This window comes from Pseudomonas sp. BS-2016 (assembly GCF_001806145.1).
Classification (GTDB): domain Bacteria; phylum Pseudomonadota; class Gammaproteobacteria; order Pseudomonadales; family Pseudomonadaceae; genus Aquipseudomonas; species Aquipseudomonas lundensis.
The window spans coordinates 1-15929 of sequence record NZ_MLCT01000021.1 but is presented as its reverse complement, the minus strand read 5'-3'; the positions used below and the strand labels follow the sequence as shown (position 1 = coordinate 15929).

The 15929-nt window shown below is 57.4% G+C and carries 18 protein-coding genes and 1 tRNA gene; 6 read left to right on the top strand and 13 right to left on the bottom strand.

The window, feature by feature from the left end:
- Window positions 1-23 precede the first annotated feature (23 nt).
- The 7 genes from pth to BKD70_RS12820 all read right to left on the bottom strand — a co-directional run bounded on the left by pth (window position 24) and on the right by BKD70_RS12820 (window position 5806).
- On the bottom strand, window positions 24-608 hold the full coding sequence (gene pth / locus BKD70_RS12850; RefSeq protein WP_047273315.1) for an aminoacyl-tRNA hydrolase: 585 nt from the start codon (window positions 606-608) through the stop codon (window positions 24-26).
- 163 nt (window positions 609-771) lie between these two features.
- On the bottom strand, window positions 772-1362 hold the full coding sequence (locus BKD70_RS12845; protein WP_047273316.1) for a 50S ribosomal protein L25/general stress protein Ctc: 591 nt from the start codon (window positions 1360-1362) through the stop codon (window positions 772-774).
- 140 nt (window positions 1363-1502) lie between these two features.
- Entirely contained in the window at window positions 1503-2444 is a 942-nt protein-coding gene (locus BKD70_RS12840; protein ID WP_003208392.1) for a ribose-phosphate pyrophosphokinase, read from the bottom strand.
- Window positions 2445-2489: 45 nt separating this feature from the next.
- Window positions 2490-2564, bottom strand: a tRNA-Gln gene (locus BKD70_RS12835).
- Between the two features lie 10 nt (window positions 2565-2574).
- On the bottom strand, window positions 2575-3450 hold the full coding sequence (gene ispE / locus BKD70_RS12830; protein ID WP_047273317.1) for a 4-(cytidine 5'-diphospho)-2-C-methyl-D-erythritol kinase: 876 nt from the start codon (window positions 3448-3450) through the stop codon (window positions 2575-2577).
- 1 nt (window position 3451) lies between these two features.
- The gene (gene lolB, locus BKD70_RS12825) at window positions 3452-4078 is read right to left on the bottom strand and encodes a lipoprotein insertase outer membrane protein LolB (RefSeq protein ID WP_047273318.1); all 627 of its coding nucleotides are present in this window, start codon (window positions 4076-4078) and stop codon (window positions 3452-3454) included.
- A gap of 3 nt (window positions 4079-4081) precedes the next feature.
- A complete protein-coding gene (locus tag BKD70_RS12820) occupies window positions 4082-5806 on the bottom strand; it encodes a tetratricopeptide repeat protein (RefSeq protein WP_047273319.1) in 1725 nt (574 codons plus the stop codon).
- A gap of 210 nt (window positions 5807-6016) precedes the next feature.
- Here BKD70_RS12820 and hemA point away from each other — a divergent pair, with 210 nt between their 5' ends.
- The 6 genes from hemA to BKD70_RS12790 all read left to right on the top strand — a co-directional run bounded on the left by hemA (window position 6017) and on the right by BKD70_RS12790 (window position 11382).
- Window positions 6017-7303: a glutamyl-tRNA reductase gene (gene hemA / locus BKD70_RS12815; RefSeq protein ID WP_047273320.1), complete on the top strand. Its 1287-nt coding sequence runs from the start codon at window positions 6017-6019 to the stop codon at window positions 7301-7303.
- Window positions 7303-8385 (top strand): peptide chain release factor 1, encoded by a 1083-nt coding sequence (gene prfA, locus BKD70_RS12810; protein WP_047273321.1) that lies wholly within the window; start codon window positions 7303-7305, stop codon window positions 8383-8385. Before hemA ends, prfA begins: the two co-directional genes overlap by 1 nt.
- Window positions 8386-9216: a peptide chain release factor N(5)-glutamine methyltransferase gene (gene prmC, locus BKD70_RS12805; RefSeq protein ID WP_047273322.1), complete on the top strand. Its 831-nt coding sequence runs from the start codon at window positions 8386-8388 to the stop codon at window positions 9214-9216. It begins immediately after the preceding gene.
- Window positions 9210-9965: a molybdopterin-synthase adenylyltransferase MoeB gene (locus BKD70_RS12800; RefSeq protein WP_047273323.1), complete on the top strand. Its 756-nt coding sequence runs from the start codon at window positions 9210-9212 to the stop codon at window positions 9963-9965. Before prmC ends, BKD70_RS12800 begins: the two co-directional genes overlap by 7 nt.
- Window positions 9958-10749, top strand: coding sequence for a glutamate racemase (gene murI / locus BKD70_RS12795; RefSeq protein ID WP_047273324.1), 792 nt, complete (start codon window positions 9958-9960; stop codon window positions 10747-10749). The genes BKD70_RS12800 and murI overlap by 8 nt, the downstream gene beginning before the upstream one ends.
- Before the next feature lie 114 nt (window positions 10750-10863).
- The gene (locus tag BKD70_RS12790) at window positions 10864-11382 is read left to right on the top strand and encodes an acyloxyacyl hydrolase (RefSeq protein WP_047273325.1); all 519 of its coding nucleotides are present in this window, start codon (window positions 10864-10866) and stop codon (window positions 11380-11382) included.
- 2 nt (window positions 11383-11384) lie between these two features.
- Here BKD70_RS12790 and BKD70_RS12785 read toward each other — a convergent pair whose 3' ends face one another.
- The 6 genes from BKD70_RS12785 to BKD70_RS12760 form a co-directional block, all read right to left on the bottom strand.
- A complete protein-coding gene (locus tag BKD70_RS12785) occupies window positions 11385-11690 on the bottom strand; it encodes a YkgJ family cysteine cluster protein (protein WP_047273326.1) in 306 nt (101 codons plus the stop codon).
- A 56-nt stretch (window positions 11691-11746) separates the two neighbouring features.
- On the bottom strand, window positions 11747-12241 hold the full coding sequence (locus BKD70_RS12780) for a DUF2878 domain-containing protein (protein ID WP_047273327.1): 495 nt from the start codon (window positions 12239-12241) through the stop codon (window positions 11747-11749).
- Window positions 12234-13505, bottom strand: a complete 1272-nt coding sequence (locus BKD70_RS12775; protein WP_047273328.1) for a cyclopropane-fatty-acyl-phospholipid synthase family protein — start codon at window positions 13503-13505, stop codon at window positions 12234-12236. Before BKD70_RS12775 ends, BKD70_RS12780 begins: the two co-directional genes overlap by 8 nt.
- On the bottom strand, window positions 13492-14292 hold the full coding sequence (locus BKD70_RS12770) for a DUF1365 domain-containing protein (protein WP_047273329.1): 801 nt from the start codon (window positions 14290-14292) through the stop codon (window positions 13492-13494). The genes BKD70_RS12775 and BKD70_RS12770 overlap by 14 nt, the downstream gene beginning before the upstream one ends.
- Window positions 14289-15536 (bottom strand): NAD(P)/FAD-dependent oxidoreductase, encoded by a 1248-nt coding sequence (locus tag BKD70_RS12765; protein WP_047273330.1) that lies wholly within the window; start codon window positions 15534-15536, stop codon window positions 14289-14291. Before BKD70_RS12765 ends, BKD70_RS12770 begins: the two co-directional genes overlap by 4 nt.
- Window positions 15533-15929 (bottom strand): SDR family NAD(P)-dependent oxidoreductase (locus BKD70_RS12760; protein WP_139145779.1); only part of this gene is annotated, 397 nt, incomplete at its 5' end. The genes BKD70_RS12765 and BKD70_RS12760, both read right to left, overlap by 4 nt.

Sequence of the window (15929 nt, the reverse complement as noted above, 5' to 3'; positions counted from 1 at the left end):
GGTGTTTTCCCCGAGGAGTAGAGTCAGGCCTTCTGGCTGTGCAGGTTTTTCATCGCACGGTTCCATTCCCCGGCGAGGATATCCGGCAGCACGCCGAGGGCAAAATCGATGCTGGCATCCAGTTTTTCCTGTTCGGCGCGCGGCGCGCGACCCAGGACAAAATTGGAGACCATGCTGGCGACGCCTGGGTGGCCAATGCCGAGCCGCAGACGGTAGAAATTATTGTTGTTCCCCAGTTGCGCGATGATGTCACGCAGCCCGTTGTGACCTCCATGGCCGCCGCCCAGTTTGAGCTTGGCAACACCTGGCGGGAGATCGAGTTCGTCGTGGGCCACCAATATGGATTCCGGCGCAATCCGGAAAAAACCGGCAAGCGCCGCAACGGCCTGGCCGCTTCGGTTCATATAGGTGGTGGGAATCAACAGACGAACATCCTGACCTTGATGGCTGAATCGACCGGTCAGGCCAAAATACTTACGGTCTGCAACGAGGTTAACCCCGTGCGCGGACGCGAGACGCTCAACAAAAAGGGCCCCTGCGTTATGCCGGGTCTGTTCGTATTCGGTGCCTGGATTTCCCAGGCCAACGATCAGTTTTATGGCGGTCACGACAAGGGCCCTTCTATGGAGTTGTGGATAACATCGCCGCTGACAGCAGCGGCGAAAACGGACAAAAAAGCGGGTTTACATGAGTAAACTTCGCGATCTTGTCCGCTTTACTCGCTGCGTGTTAGCTCGCGATGTTCCTCAAAACTCCAGACAGAGTAATGAATTACTCTGCTTCAGCTTCTGGTGCAACACGTGGAGCGTGAACGTTGGCTACTGCCAGGTCGTTACCGTGTGCCAGTGCTACGAACTCAACGCCTTTAGGAGCGGTGATGTCCGACAGGTGAATGATCGAGCCGACTTCGGCGTTAGCCAGGTCAACTTCGATGAATTCAGGCAGGTCTTTTGGCAGGCAGGAAACTTCGATTTCAGCAACAACGTGCGAGATCTCGCCGCCTTTCTTGATCGGAGCAGCTTCACCAACGAAGTGAACTGGAACGATTGCAGTCAGCTTCTGACCGGCAACAACGCGTACGAAGTCAGCGTGCATCACGTGGCCTTTGGCCGGGTGACGCTGCAGCGCTTTGATGATTACGTTTTGCTTGGTGCCGCCAACAGTCAGTTCGATAACGTGGCTGTAAGCCGCTTCGTTTTCGAGCAGTTTGGCAACTTCTTTAGCCAGCAGGCTGATGGATTCAGGGGCTTTTTCGCCACCGTAAACGACAGCTGGAACCAGGCTTGCGAGACGACGCAGGCGGCGGCTCGCACCTTTCCCCAGGTCGGAACGCACTTCAGCATTCAGAGTAAATTCGTTCATGTTGTATCTCCAAAATAACCACATCCGGCCTAGCGTTTGCGACCAGCGCTATGGACGGTATGGGCAAAAAAGCCCCGCCCCAACAGGCTGTTGGGGCGGGGCGCTTTTCGTCAACGAGGCATTCGAGAAGGGCAGGGCCCTTATCGGAACATCGCGCTGATCGATTCTTCGTTGCTGATGCGGCGAACCGCTTCAGCCACAACCGGTGCGATATCCAGTTGACGGATACGCGAACAGGCTTGTGCGGCAGCGGACAGCGGAATGGTGTTAGTCACCACCAGCTCATCCAGCATGGAATTTTCGATATTCTCGATTGCCCGACCCGACAGCACAGGGTGTGTGCAGTAGGCGAACACTTTGGCAGCGCCATGCTCTTTCAAGGCTTTAGCCGCGTGGCACAGAGTGCCGGCGGTATCGACCATGTCATCAACCAGAATGCAGGTACGCCCTTCGACATCACCAATGATATGCATCACTTCCGAGTGATTGGCTTTCTCACGGCGTTTGTCGATGATACCCAGATCAACGCCCAGGGATTTGGCAACAGCACGTGCACGCACGACGCCGCCGATATCCGGGGACACGATCATTAGGTTTTCAAAGCGCTGATCTTCGATGTCATCCACCAAAACTGGGGAGCCATAGATGTTATCTACAGGAATATCGAAGAAACCCTGGATTTGGTCAGCATGCAAATCAACCGTGAGAACACGGTCAATGCCGACAACGGTAAGCATGTCAGCCACAACTTTTGCGCTGATAGCCACACGTGCGGAACGCGGACGGCGATCCTGACGGGCATAACCAAAGTAAGGAATAACAGCAGTAATACGAGTCGCTGAGGAGCGGCGGAAGGCATCAGCCATCACGACGAGTTCCATCAGGTTATCGTTGGTCGGAGCACAAGTCGGCTGAATGATGAAAACGTCTTTACCGCGGACATTTTCATTAATCTCAGCGGTAATCTCGCCGTCGGAAAACTTACCGACAGAAATGTCACCGAGTGGGATATGCAGCTGACGTACGACACGCCGAGCCAGATCGGGGTTAGCGTTCCCCGTAAAGACCATCATCTTGGACACGCGCAGTACCTGAAGGCTGAGGGTAACCTGGATGAGTATAAGAAATGGCAGGGGCGGCTGGATTCGAACCAACGCATGGCAGGATCAAAACCTGCTGCCTTACCGCTTGGCGACGCCCCTGTATCTGTTGCTACGAGTACCGTGTACCCGTTTCCTTTGACAGATCTTGTAGCTTGCGATGCAACATCGAAACGTTGCTTCCTTTCGCTACAAACCCTGTAAGGGTGTCTGCAAGAAGGTGCAGGACTTTATCAGCATCTGCTTCGTTTGGGAAGGCCCCAAATATACAACTTCCAGTTCCAGTTAATTTTGCTTTGGTATATTTACCTAACAAATTCAAAGCCTTACGTACATCTGGGTAAAGCTCCGTTACTACTGCTTCGCAGTCGTTTCGGCTGTTTCCCTTGGGAACGGGGCGCACTTTAATGGGCAAAGAGTTACGTGTCAACAAAGGATGCGAAAAAATTTCTGCTGTGCTTACAGAGACTTGCGGGACGAGCACGACGTACCACGGTTCTTCCGGGTATTCGGGTGACAGTTTTTCGCCAACCCCTTCGGCGAAAGCGGCATGCCCGCGAACGAAAACCGGTACATCCGCGCCCAGGTTCAACCCCAGTGCCGCCAGTTGATCCTCGCTCCAGCCCAGCCCCCACAGATGATTGAGGCCCAGTAATGTGGTGGCGGCATTCGAACTTCCGCCGCCGATTCCGCCCCCCATGGGCAAAATTTTATTGATCTGGATATCGATGCCCAGCGTGCAACCTGATTGCGCCTGAAGTTGTCGAGCCGCTTTCACGATCAGGTTGTGGTCGTGCGGCACGCCTGCAAACTCAGTGAGGAGGCGAATCTCACCGTCCTCTCGCACTGAAAACGTCATTTCATCGCCATAGTCGAGGAATTGAAACAACGTTTGCAGTTCGTGATAGCCATCTTCACGGCGGCCGAGAATGTGCAGCATCAAATTCAATTTTGCCGGGGAGGGCAAAATCAGTGGATCGTTTTGCATGTCATTGTCCCAACTGACGGGGTTGCCAATCTTTCACCACCAAGGTGACGTCCAAATCTTTCCCGTGCAGTTTTACGCGCTCAGGGAGCCAGAAGCCGTTCTGCTCGACGTAACTCAGGTATTCGATTTTCCAGCCGTCCTGTTCCAGTTGGCCCAGGCGGCTGTCTGCATTCAAGGCAACGCGGCTTTTGCTGCCCGGCGCCGGCAAGCCGCGAACCCACCAGACCAGGTGCGACACGGGCAGGCTCCAACCCAGCTGTTCGCCGAGCAACTCTTCAGGAGAAGAGGCTTCGTAGCGGCCCTGATTGGCCACTTCCAGCGTGACATTGCCCGGGCGCCCGGTCAGGCGGGCAGCGCCACGGCCTAGCGGGCCTGACAAGCGAATGTCGTAATAATCCTGGCGTTGCAGCCAGAACAACGTGGCGCTGCCGGAGTCTTTCGGGGCGCGGATGCCGACTTTGCCGTTGATCTGCCAACCGTCGAGTTGGGTCAAATGCTGTTTATGTGCTGACCACAATGTCGGGCTGCCATGGCCTTCGACCGATTCACGGGCGCCAAACATGGAACAGCCGGCCAGCAAGGCGATCAGGCTAAAGGCAATAAGGTGTCGCAGGGTGCGATAACGCATGATTTAAAGAGTCTCGGATCCGGTCAAGCGCAAAACGGTTTTGCGCAGGATAGGGCTTTCTGGGTTGTCTTTAAGGAACTTGGCCCAGATTTGCCTGGCTTCACGCTGTTTGCCATTGGCCCAAAGCACTTCGCCCAAATGCGCGGCGACTTCTTGGTCCGGGAAGCGATCCAGCGCCTGACGCAATAACCGCTCGGCTTCATTCAAATTGCCGAGGCGGTAATTGACCCAGCCCAAGCTGTCGAGCACGGCAGGGTCGTCGGGGTTGATGTCATAAGCCTGTTGAATCAGCGCTTTGGCTTCGGCGTAACGTGTTGTCCGATCTGACAGGGTGTAACCCAGCGCGTTCAATGCCATGGCATTGTCAGGTTCGCGGGCGATGATGGCACGCAGGTCCTTCTCCAGTTGAGGCAGGTCATTGCGCTTCTCGGCGAGCATGGCGCGCGAGTAGAGCAAGTTCAGGTCATCCGGGTACTGTTTCAGCGCTTGCTGAAGGACATCCCATGCGCGGTTTGTCTGATTATTCGCACTCAGCGTTTCTGCTTCGATCAAAAACAGCTGAATGGCGTAATCGGGTTGCTCGTCGCGGGCCGCCGCCAATTTGGCAGAGGCTTCTGTGCCGCGACCGTGGCTGATCAGGATGTCGGCCTGTCGCAGTTGGGCGGGCAAGTAGTCATTGCCGGGGCCGACTTGAGCGTATTCGATCAACGCGCCTTGGGGGTCGTTGCGCTCTTCAGCGATACGCCCGAGGTTCAAGTGCGCCGCGTCGACATGGCTGTCGCGTTCGATAAGCGTTTGCAAATACCCTTCGGCTTCATCCCAGGCTTTGCCTTCGAGGCACACCAGCGCCAGAGAAAAGCGCAGTTCGTCGTCTTCTGGGTATTGCTGGACCAGGCTGGCGAATTGCGCCTTCGCCTCATCCATGCGGTTTTGCTCAACCAGCGCGCGGGCGTAGGTGAGCGCCAGGCGTTTGTCTTGCGGGTATTGCTGAATGCTTTTCTTCAGTAGCGGCAGGGCTTCATCGCCGCGATTGAGGCTTTGCAGGATTCTGGCCCGCAACAGCACGGGGGCGACTTCACCGGCTTGCGGCGGATTGTTCTCCAGTAACTTGAGTGCGCCTTCGGCGTCTCCATCCTGCTGCATGAGCAAGGCTTTACCGAAAATCAGTTGACCGTTGTCCGGATGCCGGGCGAGCAGGCTGTTGAAACTTTTCAACATGCCGCTGCGGGTTTCGGGGTCTGATTCAGAGGCTGACAACGCTAAAAAGTCGAAGTGAGTATCGCCCTTGGCTTGCAGGACTTTTTCCATGTACACGATGGAATCGTCGTAACGGCCGTTGCGCGCCAGTTGAATGGCGGCGGCGCGTTGAGCTTCAAGGTCGTCCGGTGCGTTTTTGGCCCAGATCAGCGACGTGTCGAGTGCGGCCTGATCGGCGCCCAGGTACTCGGCGATGCGAAATGCGCGCTCGGAAATGCCCGGGTCCTGAGTATTGATGGCCTGGGTCACGTAGTTGTCCAGCGCAATGTCCAGACGATTACGTTGCCCTGCCAGTTCGGCACTCAATAGGCTGTACAGCGTGTCTTCGCTGAAAGAGCTGTAGACCTTTGGCTTTTCGGGCACAGAAGTGGTGTCTTCAACCGCGGACGATTCATCCGGCGACGTGGGAGCCAAGGCCTGGCAGCCACTGAGGAAGACAAGAGCAAGGAGCAACGCGGAGGATCTATTCATATAAGAGAAGGGCGACTTACCTGCGGTCGGGGCATCATGACACATGCGAAAGGGCAAACCTAACGGCTGCGACTATCGATATCAGGATGCAGATGATGGCTAATTGGGCGTCAACAGACCTTAACTATAGAGACAATAGTCAGCAATGGTTGTTCTGAATCTGGCGAAGTAGGACAATTGCCGGCTTCTCGTCATCATCAGCGATCTTGAATGGCCTTCCTCGCACTCGGTATTAACCACAAGACTGCTTCAGTAGACGTCCGCGAGCGCGTGGCTTTTACCCCGGAGCAGTTGGTTGAGGCCTTGCAGCAGCTCTGCCGACTGACCGACAGTCGTGAAGCTGCGATCCTCTCAACCTGCAATCGCAGTGAGCTGTATATAGAGCAAGACCAGATTTCAGCCGATACCGTCCTGAAATGGCTGGCCGATTACCATCAGCTCGACCTTGAAGAATTGAAGTCTTGCGCCTACATCCATGAAGACGATGCTGCCGTTCGTCACATGATGCGTGTGGCCGCAGGCCTCGATTCACTGGTGTTGGGCGAGCCGCAAATTCTCGGCCAGTTGAAGTCGGCGTATGCCGTGGCGCGTGAGGCGGGCACCGTCGGGCCGCTGCTGGGGCGCCTGTTTCAGGCCACGTTCAACTCGGCCAAGCAAGTGCGCACCGACACGGCCATCGGCGAAAACCCGGTTTCCGTGGCGTTTGCCGCGGTCAGCCTGGCCAAGCAGATTTTCAGTGACTTGCAGCGCAGTCAGGCATTGTTGATAGGGGCTGGCGAAACCATCACCCTGGTCGCCCGACACCTGCATGACTTGGGGGTCAAACGTATCGTGGTTGCTAACCGTACGCTGGAGCGTGCCAGTCTGTTGGCCGAACAGTTCGGCGCACATGCCGTGTTGTTGTCGGACATTCCTCAAGAGTTGGTGCACAGCGACATCGTCATCAGCTCGACGGCCAGTCAGTTGCCTATTCTCGGTAAAGGCGCGGTTGAAAGCGCGCTGAAGCTACGCAAGCACAAACCCATCTTCATGGTCGATATTGCTGTTCCTCGCGATATCGAGCCAGAAGTCGGCGAGTTGGACGACGTTTACCTCTATACCGTCGACGACTTGCATGAAGTAGTGGCTGAAAACCTCAAGAGCCGCCAAGGCGCTGCTCAAGCCGCTGAAGAGCTGGTCAGCATCGGCGCCGAAGAATTCATGGTGCGTTTGCGTGAGCTGGCGGCCGTGGATGTGCTCAAGGCCTACCGCCAACAAGGCGAACGCCTGCGCGATGAAGAGCTGCAAAAAGCGTTGAAAATGCTGGCCAATGGCGGCAACCCTGAAGACGTGCTGGCCCAATTGGCGCGCGGTCTGACCAATAAATTGCTGCACGCGCCCAGCGTGCAGTTGAAAAAGCTTTCCGCCGAAGGCCGCCTCGATGCGCTGGCCATGGCACAAGAACTTTTTGCCCTCGGTGAGGGCTCATCGCATAGCTCTGCGGATAAAAAATCGTAATGAAAGCGTCATTGCTTAATAAGCTGGACATCCTCCAGGACCGTTTTGAGGAACTGACCGCATTGCTTGGCGATGGCGAAGTTATCTCCGACCAAACTAAATTCCGCGCTTATTCCAAGGAATACGCAGAAGTTGAGCCCATTGTTGCCGTGTACGGCCAGTGGCTGAAAGTTCAGGGCGACCTGGAAGGCGCTCAAGCCTTGCTCAAGGACAGCGACCCCGACATGCGTGAAATGGCTGTCGAGGAAGTGCGCGAAGCCAAAGAGCGACTGATTGAACTCGAAGGCGACCTGCAGCGCATGTTGCTGCCCAAAGACCCGAACGATGGACGCAACGTCTTCCTCGAAATCCGGGCGGGAACCGGGGGCGATGAGGCCGCGATTTTTGCAGGCGATCTGTTTCGCATGTATTCCCGTTATGCCGAACGGCGTGGCTGGAGGCTGGAAATCCTGTCGGAAAACCCCGGTGAGCATGGCGGTTATAAAGAAGTCATTGCGCGGGTTGAAGGCGAGAACGTGTATGGCAAGCTGAAGTTCGAGTCGGGCGTTCACCGTGTTCAGCGAGTCCCGGCGACTGAATCCCAAGGGCGTATTCACACCTCGGCCTGCACCGTCGCGGTATTGCCTGAGCCTGACGAACAGGAAGCGATCGAGATCAACCCGGCCGATTTGCGCGTCGACACCTACCGTTCTTCGGGCGCGGGTGGTCAGCACGTCAACAAGACCGACTCCGCTATCCGCATCACGCACTTGCCGTCGGGCATTGTGGTGGAGTGCCAGGAAGAACGCTCCCAGCATAAAAACCGTGCGCGGGCGATGTCGTGGCTTTCAGCTAAATTGAACGACCAGCAAACCAGCGCCGCCGCGAGCGCGATTGCCAGTGAACGCAAACTGTTGGTGGGGTCGGGAGATCGCTCCGAGCGCATTCGCACCTACAACTTTGCCCAAGGCCGAGTGACTGACCATCGCGTCAACCTCACGTTGTACTCACTGGATGAAGTGCTCGCAGGCGGCGTCGAAGCCGTGATCGAACCGTTGTTAGCGGAATATCAGGCTGATCAACTGACAGCCCTGGGTGAATAAATGACCATCATTGCCAGCTTGTTGCGCGCCGCCCAATTGCCCGATTCGCCGACGGCGCGTCTGGATGCAGAGCTGTTGTTAGCAGCCGCCCTGGGCAAGTCGCGCAGTTACCTGCACACATGGCCCGAGAAAATTGTCAGCAGCGAAGCCGCACTGACCTTTGCTGACTTCCTGCAACGCCGCCGCGCGGGCGAACCCGTGGCCTACATTCTGGGGCAGCAAGGTTTCTGGAACCTCGATCTGGAAGTCGCCCCGCACACGTTGATCCCGCGTCCGGATACCGAACTGCTGGTGGAGACGGCCCTGCAATTGCTGCCTGCAACCCCGGCCAGCGTGCTGGACCTGGGCACCGGCAGCGGCGCCATCGCCTTGGCCCTGGCCAGTGAACGCCCGGCCTGGAAGGTCACGGCCGTTGATCGCATCCTCGAAGCCGTGGCGCTGGCAGAGCGCAACCGGCAGCGCCTTGAATTGAATAATGTCACCGTGCTCAACAGCCATTGGTTCAGCGCGTTGGCAGGCCACCGTTTTGATTTGATCATCAGCAACCCGCCTTACATTGCGGCCGGGGATGTGCATCTGGATGAAGGCGACGTGCGTTTCGAGCCCGAAAGTGCGCTGGTCGCCGGTGCTGACGGGCTGGATGACATTCGTGAGATTGTCGCCGCAGCCCCGCACCACCTGAATGCCGGGGGCTGGTTGATGCTTGAACATGGTTACGATCAGGCGCCTGCCGTGCGTGACCTGTTGCAGGGCGCGGGATTCGTCGAGGTTGAAAGCCGCAAAGACCTGGGCACTCACGAACGTATTACGTTGGGTCGCCTGCCGTGCTGACCGATCAGGAACTGTTGCGCTATAGCCGACAGATCCTGTTGCAACAGGTCGATATCGCCGGGCAGTTGGCCCTCAAAAACAGCCGTGTATTGATCGTCGGCCTCGGCGGGCTAGGCTCGCCGGTGGCGTTGTACCTGGCCGCGGCGGGGGTGGGCGAGTTGCACCTGGCTGACTTCGACAGCGTCGACGTCACCAACTTGCAACGCCAGATCCTGCACGACACGGCCAGTGTCGGTGAGAGCAAGGTCGACTCGGCCCTGACCCGGCTTACCGCGATCAACCCGGCGATCACCCTGATTGCCCACCGTACGGCGCTGGACGAAGACTCATTGGCCGATGCAGTCGCCGCCGTGGATCTGGTGCTCGACTGTTGCGACAACTTTGGCACCCGTGAAGCCGTGAACCGGGCGTGTGTGGCGGCGCGCAAGCCGTTGGTGAGCGGGGCTGCCATCCGCCTGGAAGGCCAGTTATCGGTCTTCGATTCGCGCCAGCCTTCCAGCCCCTGTTACCACTGTTTATACGGGCACGGCAGCGAAGATGAATTGACCTGCAGCGAAGCCGGCGTCATCGGCCCGCTGGTGGGGTTGGTGGGCAGTTTGCAAGCCCTTGAAGCCTTGAAGCTACTGGCCGGTTTTGGTGAGCCGCTGGTCGGTCGACTGCTGTTGATTGATGCCCTCGGCACGCGTTTTCGCGAGCTGCGGGTCAAGCGTGACCCGGCGTGCAGCGTGTGCGGTTCAACCCATGAGTGAGGCACCGATTGGCGTCTTCGACTCGGGCGTCGGCGGCTTGTCAGTGCTCAACGAGATTCACGCCTTACTGCCCAATGAGTCGCTGCTGTACGTCGGTGATTGTGGGCATATTCCGTATGGCGAGAAATCCCCGGAATTTATCCGCCAGCGTTGTGCGGTGATTGCCGACTTCTTTCAGCAACAGGGCGCCAAAGCCATCGTGCTGGCCTGCAATACCGCCACGGTGGCGGGTGTGGCAGATTTGCGACAACGCTATCCGCACTGGCCAATCGTTGGCATGGAGCCTGCCGTCAAGCCTGCTGCGGCCGCGACCCGAAGTGGCGTCGTGGGGGTTCTGGCCACCACGGGCACGTTGCAGAGCGCCAAATTTGCCGCCTTGCTGGACCGGTTTGCCAATGATGTGCGCGTCATCACCCAGCCTTGCCCCGGGCTGGTGGAATTGATCGAAACCGGCGACCTGCAAAGCCAGGCCTTGCGCTCACGGTTGCAAGGCTATGTCGAGCCGCTGCTGGCTGCCGGGTGCGACACGATCATCCTGGGGTGTACCCACTATCCCTTCCTCAAGCCTCTGCTCAGTCAGATGCTCCCGCCGTCGATCTGCCTGATCGATACCGGTGCGGCTGTCGCCCGTCAATTGCAGCGTTTACTCCGTGAACGTGGGCTTTTGGCCACTGGGCCGGCTCAAGAAACCCAGTTCTGGACAAGCGCCTTACCTGAACAGATGAGAAATATCCTACCTGCACTGTGGAATAAGTCTGGCGTTGTGCGAAGCTTTGCCCTGTAGAAAAATGTGTGTCCGTTCAAATGGGTTGAACTTTCACGTTGTGATCGGATTCATAACGCCTGCCTGATGGGGCACACAACAAATGACCTATGCATACGAAAATAGGATTTTCTTATGAAGCGCTTTTTAGGCTTGGCTGCTCTCGCAGCAACGGTTCTGGGGCACAGTTACACGGCACAAGCGGCCGGTATCGAGTTTGGGGTAGGGCATACAAGCCAATCGAGCATGACCTATCGCCTGGGTTTGAAGTCCGATTGGGACAAGAGCTGGCTACAAAGTGATGTCGGTCGCCTGACCGGCTATTGGGACGGTGCTTACACGTTCTGGGATGGCAAGAAGTCATCCAGCAGTAACAGCCTGTCGTTCTCCCCTGTATTTGTGTACGAATTTGCCGGCGAAACGGTGAAGCCTTACATCGAAGCGGGGATCGGCATGGCGTTGTTCTCCAAGACCGAAGTGGAAGAGCAAAAGCTGGGCACCGCGTTCCAGTTTGAAGACCGCATTGGTGTTGGCCTGCGTTTCAACGGTGGTCATGAAGTCGGGATTCGTGCGACGCATTACTCCAACGCCGGGCTTTCCAGTACCAATGACGGGGTTGAGAGCTACGCCCTGCATTACACAATGCCGCTGTAACCTCAGCGATACGCGGTGGCAATGCCTTGACGCTCGTTGAGGCATTCAACCTCACCCATTTCGAACTCGCGGCAAATCAGCGGACGCTTTTCGTAAATGGTGCACATCATGGTGTTGCGGTCCAGGGCTGCACACCAGCCATCGTCCAGGCGCAACATCACTTCGCCTCCCCAGTCATCGGTATCGATAAAACGCTCGGGCACACCCGTGTCGGTGATCAGCATCACTTCGAGCTGGCAACAGCACGCCGCGCAGGTCGAGCACGTGACGGCGGGTTCGGTTATTTCAGTCAACGGGATGGTGGTCATAGGCGCGCAGTGTAAGGCAGTGCCGCATCAAGGTGTGAAACAGCTGACAGCTGCACCTATCCGGCCGGGTGAGAAAATTTACCTGCCAGCCATTGCAGGGTTGGGAACAACGCCCCCCAAACAACCCCCAGCCCGATCAGGGTTGGCCACAGGCCCAATGGAAACGCCACGGCGTCCAGGCGCTGCCCTGCATAGTACGAAAGCGGACCTGCCACGGCGCCCAGCACTGCGCAAAGCCAGAGCGGTTTCGCGGTCCACGCCAGGCAATGATTCAAGGTAGTGGCCAACAGGGCCCACAGCAGCATCAGCCAGAACGGGATGATCTTTCCTGGACTGTCGAATGCAAACACGCCCGCGTTCAACAGAACGCTGTCGATGACGCTGCCCAGCACGCACACCAGCAGCACTAGGCGGATGTCAGCTTTTATCCACAGCACTTGAATAACCAAGGCCGCGCCTGCCAGCAGGAGCCAGGCGCTGTGGCCGCCCAGCACGCAGGCAAACCAGCCGACCTGAAACAGCGCGGCGTTGGCCAGCGTCTTGTTAAGCATCGAGTCGGCCCAACAGCGGTTCGAGAGTGGCGCCCGGTTTGGCCAGCAGCAATTGCGCGGTGCCAATGCTGCGCTCCAGAAAGCCGCCTTCGCAGTAGCACAAGTAAAACTCCCACAGCCTCAGGAAGTATTCGTCGTAGCCCAACTCAGTCAAACGGCCATGGGCGCGTCGAAAATTCTCGCGCCACAGGTGCAGGGTTTTGGCGTAATGCAGGCCGAAGTCTTCCATGTGCATCAAGTTCATGTCGGTGTCCTGGCCGACGATTTCGAGCATCTTCTGCACGCTGGGCAAAGCGCCGCCGGGGAAAATGTAGCGCTGGATAAAATCCACACTGCGTTTTGCCTGCTCATAGCGTTGTTCGCGGATGGTGATGGCTTGCAGCAGCATCAAGCCGTGGGGCTTGAGCAAGTGGGAACACTGTTTGAAATAGCTGGGCAAAAAGCGGTGACCGACTGCTTCGATCATTTCGATGGACACCAGCTTGTCGTACTGCCCTGTCAGATCACGGTAATCCTCAAGCAGCAATGTCACTTGATCTTGTAGGCCAAGTGCATGGATGCGCGCGAGGGTGTAGTCGTACTGCTCCTTGGACAAGGTCGTGGTGGTGACTTTGCACCCGTATTGCTGAGCGGCAAACAACGCCATGCTGCCCCAGCCCGTGCCGATTTCCAGCAAATGGTCGTCGGCAGTCAGCCCGAGTTTCTGACAGATACGCGCCAATTTATTGAGCTGCGCCTGCTCCAGCGTGTCGTCGGGCGTAAGGAACTGGGCGGCGGAATACATCATGGTCGGGTCGAGAAACTGCTCGAACATCTCATTGCCCAGATCGTAGTGCGCGGCAATGTTTTTCTGCGAACCCTTGCGCGTGTTGCGATTGATCCAGTGCAGGCCCCGAATGAATGGGCGGCTCAGACGCGCCAGTCCTCCTTCCATGGCATCCAGCACTTCCATATTGCTGACCAGCACACGGATCACTTTTGTGAGGTCCGGGGAACTCCAGTAGCCATGGATAAAGGCTTCTCCGGCGCCAATCGAACCGTTGCTGGCGATCATGCCCCACACGCTGGCGTCGTGGATGTGAACCTCCGCCACAAGCCCCGCGCCATGGTCGCCGAATGTCCGGCGCTCGCCTTTTTCGACGACGGTCAGGTGGCCGTTTTTCAACTGGGCCAATTGGCGCATCACCCCGCGGCGCAATAGCGCGCTGGTCAGATTATGGGTACTCGACGATGACGATTTGCTCACCAGGCTAGGGCTTTTCATGGCGTTGTTCCTTGTTATGCGCAGTAGCAATGCGAAAGGCGCCATCGGCGGCCTGATGGGAAAAAATCGGTGTGCGCTTGAGAAAAAGCCGCATGGCTTGCCAGTAAATCGCCACGCACGTCTTCGCCGTCATCCATGGGAACTGGCGCACATAGCGATGCAGTCCCGCACGGTCCAGCGACGTGCGTTGCAGATTGAGGGTGGCATCAAACAGTTTTAACTCACCTTGCCAGTCGGCCATGTGGACACCGAGGCGCGCGTCGGGCGCGCTGAAGCTCATGCGGTATTGCAGATCGCGCGGCAAAAACGGCGACACATGAAAAGCCTTGGCCACGGCGACGTGCTGAAAACCATCACCTTGCGCCGGGAGAACATAGTGATAGCGCTCGCGCCAGGGCGTGTTGGTCACTTCGCACAAGACAGCAGCCAAGGTGCCGTCAGCCTCAAAGCAGTAAAAAAAACTCACCGGGTTGAATGAAAGCCCCCAACTGCGCGGTTGCGTGAGCACGCGGATTGCGCCTTGCGGGGTGCGCCCCAACGCGATACCGACTTGTTGGCGCACCGCGTCGATCAGGCGCATGCCCGTCTGGGTGTACGTTTTCAGGTAATCGGTTTCACGGAAAGAGAAGGGCGCCAGTCGGCTTTTTCCGGCCAAAGGGGAGAGGCCCACGACCGCCTCTTGTTCATCCAGGTCGAGATAAAGCAGCCCGATGCGGTAACGAAATGCATGGGCGGTGGGCGCGAAGCGCCGGTGGGCGATCCACCCGGTATACAGGGCGCTGTTCATAAGCGATGCCCGAAGGCGTTGGTCACACGCAGGGCGCTGACCACACCATCTTCATGGAAACCATTGGCCCAGTAGGCACCGCAAAAATAGCTGTTGTTCGCGCCCAGCAGTTCTTGCCAGCGCGCTTGTGCGGCAATGCCCTGCAAGCTGTATTGCGGGTGGGCATAGGTAAAGCTGGCCAGCACTGTTAGCGGGTCGATGGCTGAAGTTTGGTTAAGACTGACGCAGAACGTGGTTTCGCTCTGAATACCTTGCAGGATGTTCATGTTGTAGGTCACGGCAGCGCGTTTTTGTACGGCTGACCCCAGGCGATAATTCCAACTGGCCCAAGCGAGTTTTCGGTCAGGCAACAGGCGCGTATCGGTGTGCAGCACAACATCGTTGTCAGCGTAGGGCAGGGCGCCGAGGATTTCCTTTTCGGCCGTTGAGGGCTGGGCCAGCAAGGCGAGGGCCTGATCGCTGTGGCAGGCAAAAATCACTTTGTCGAATCGCTCAACACCGGCTGCCGTGTGGATCAGTACGCCTTGCTCGTAGCGCTCGACCTGAGTCACTGGGCAATTAAGGTGAATTCGATCAGCAAAGCCGGCACTCAGCGGTTTGACGTAAGCACTTGAGCCTCCTTCAATCACACGCCATTGCGGGCGATTACTGACGCTGAGCAGGCCGTGGTTCTTAAAGAAACGTACGAAAAATTGCAGGGGAAACGTCAGCATGTCGGCCAGTGACATGGACCAGATAGCGGCGCCCATCGGCACGATGTAGTGCTCAATGAAACGTTCGCCATAGCCGCGCTGTTGCAAATAGTCGCCGAGCCGGGTGTCAGCAGCGATACGCTGCTCGTCCAGGTCGCGGACGGCTTCGCGGTTAAAACGCAAAATGTCGCGCAACATGCCCCAAAAAGCAGGCGACAGCAGATTGCCGCGCTGGGCAAACAAGCTGTTGAGCGTATTGCCGTTGTATTCAAGCCGCGTGTCCGTATCGTGCACGGAGAAGCTCATTTCAGTGGCGTTGGAGCGCACCCCCAGTTGGTCCATCAGTTTGATGAAATTGGGATAGGTCCAATCGTTGAAAACGATGAATCCCGTGTCGACCGCATAGGATTGCCCGTTGACGTCAACAGTGACGGTATGGGTGTGGCCGCCGACCCAGTCGCTGGCTTCAAACACCGTGATGTCGTGGGTCTTGTGCAGTAAATAGCCACAGGTCAGGCCTGATATGCCGCTGCCGATAATCGCGATTTTCATGGGTGTGGTTGCTCGCCATTACGCGCAAGACGTTTGCCCAGCGCCACTTGCATGCGCTTGGGCAGGCTGGACAACAGGCGCAACAGCGCGATGAAAGGGGTTGGAAATGCGATCTCCAGCGGGCGTTTCTCCAGACGTTGGGCAATATGGCTGGCTGCTTTGTCGGCTGGCCAGCGCATAGGCATCGGAAAGTCATTTTTTTCAGTCAGCGGCGTGTCCACGAAGCCCGGGCTGACGAGGGTAACGTCCATCCCTTCATGGGCAAGATCCAGCCGCAGGGATTCCAGCAAGTAACGCAGCCCCGCCTTTGACGCGCCATAGGCGCCTGCCCGTGGCAGCGCCCAATAGGTGACGGAGCTCACAACGCCCACCAGATGTGGGCGCGAGCCGGCG

Bases quoted from the DNA above. Each gene is read 5' to 3' on its own strand.
- BKD70_RS12845 (WP_047273316.1), bottom strand. From the start codon at position 1,362: ATGAACGAATTTACTCTGAATGCTGAAGTGCGTTCCGACCTGGGGAAA.
- ispE (WP_047273317.1), bottom strand. From the start codon at position 3,450: ATGCAAAACGATCCACTGATTTTGCCCTCCCCGGCAAAATTGAATTTG.
- lolB (WP_047273318.1), bottom strand. From the start codon at position 4,078: ATGCGTTATCGCACCCTGCGACACCTTATTGCCTTTAGCCTGATCGCC.
- BKD70_RS12820 (WP_047273319.1), bottom strand. From the start codon at position 5,806: ATGAATAGATCCTCCGCGTTGCTCCTTGCTCTTGTCTTCCTCAGTGGC.
- hemA (WP_047273320.1), top strand. From the start codon at position 6,017: ATGGCCTTCCTCGCACTCGGTATTAACCACAAGACTGCTTCAGTAGAC.
- prfA (WP_047273321.1), top strand. From the start codon at position 7,303: ATGAAAGCGTCATTGCTTAATAAGCTGGACATCCTCCAGGACCGTTTT.
- prmC (WP_047273322.1), top strand. From the start codon at position 8,386: ATGACCATCATTGCCAGCTTGTTGCGCGCCGCCCAATTGCCCGATTCG.
- murI (WP_047273324.1), top strand. From the start codon at position 9,958: ATGAGTGAGGCACCGATTGGCGTCTTCGACTCGGGCGTCGGCGGCTTG.
- BKD70_RS12790 (WP_047273325.1), top strand. From the start codon at position 10,864: ATGAAGCGCTTTTTAGGCTTGGCTGCTCTCGCAGCAACGGTTCTGGGG.
- BKD70_RS12785 (WP_047273326.1), bottom strand. From the start codon at position 11,690: ATGACCACCATCCCGTTGACTGAAATAACCGAACCCGCCGTCACGTGC.
- BKD70_RS12780 (WP_047273327.1), bottom strand. From the start codon at position 12,241: ATGCTTAACAAGACGCTGGCCAACGCCGCGCTGTTTCAGGTCGGCTGG.
- BKD70_RS12775 (WP_047273328.1), bottom strand. From the start codon at position 13,505: ATGAAAAGCCCTAGCCTGGTGAGCAAATCGTCATCGTCGAGTACCCAT.
- BKD70_RS12770 (WP_047273329.1), bottom strand. From the start codon at position 14,292: ATGAACAGCGCCCTGTATACCGGGTGGATCGCCCACCGGCGCTTCGCG.
- BKD70_RS12765 (WP_047273330.1), bottom strand. From the start codon at position 15,536: ATGAAAATCGCGATTATCGGCAGCGGCATATCAGGCCTGACCTGTGGC.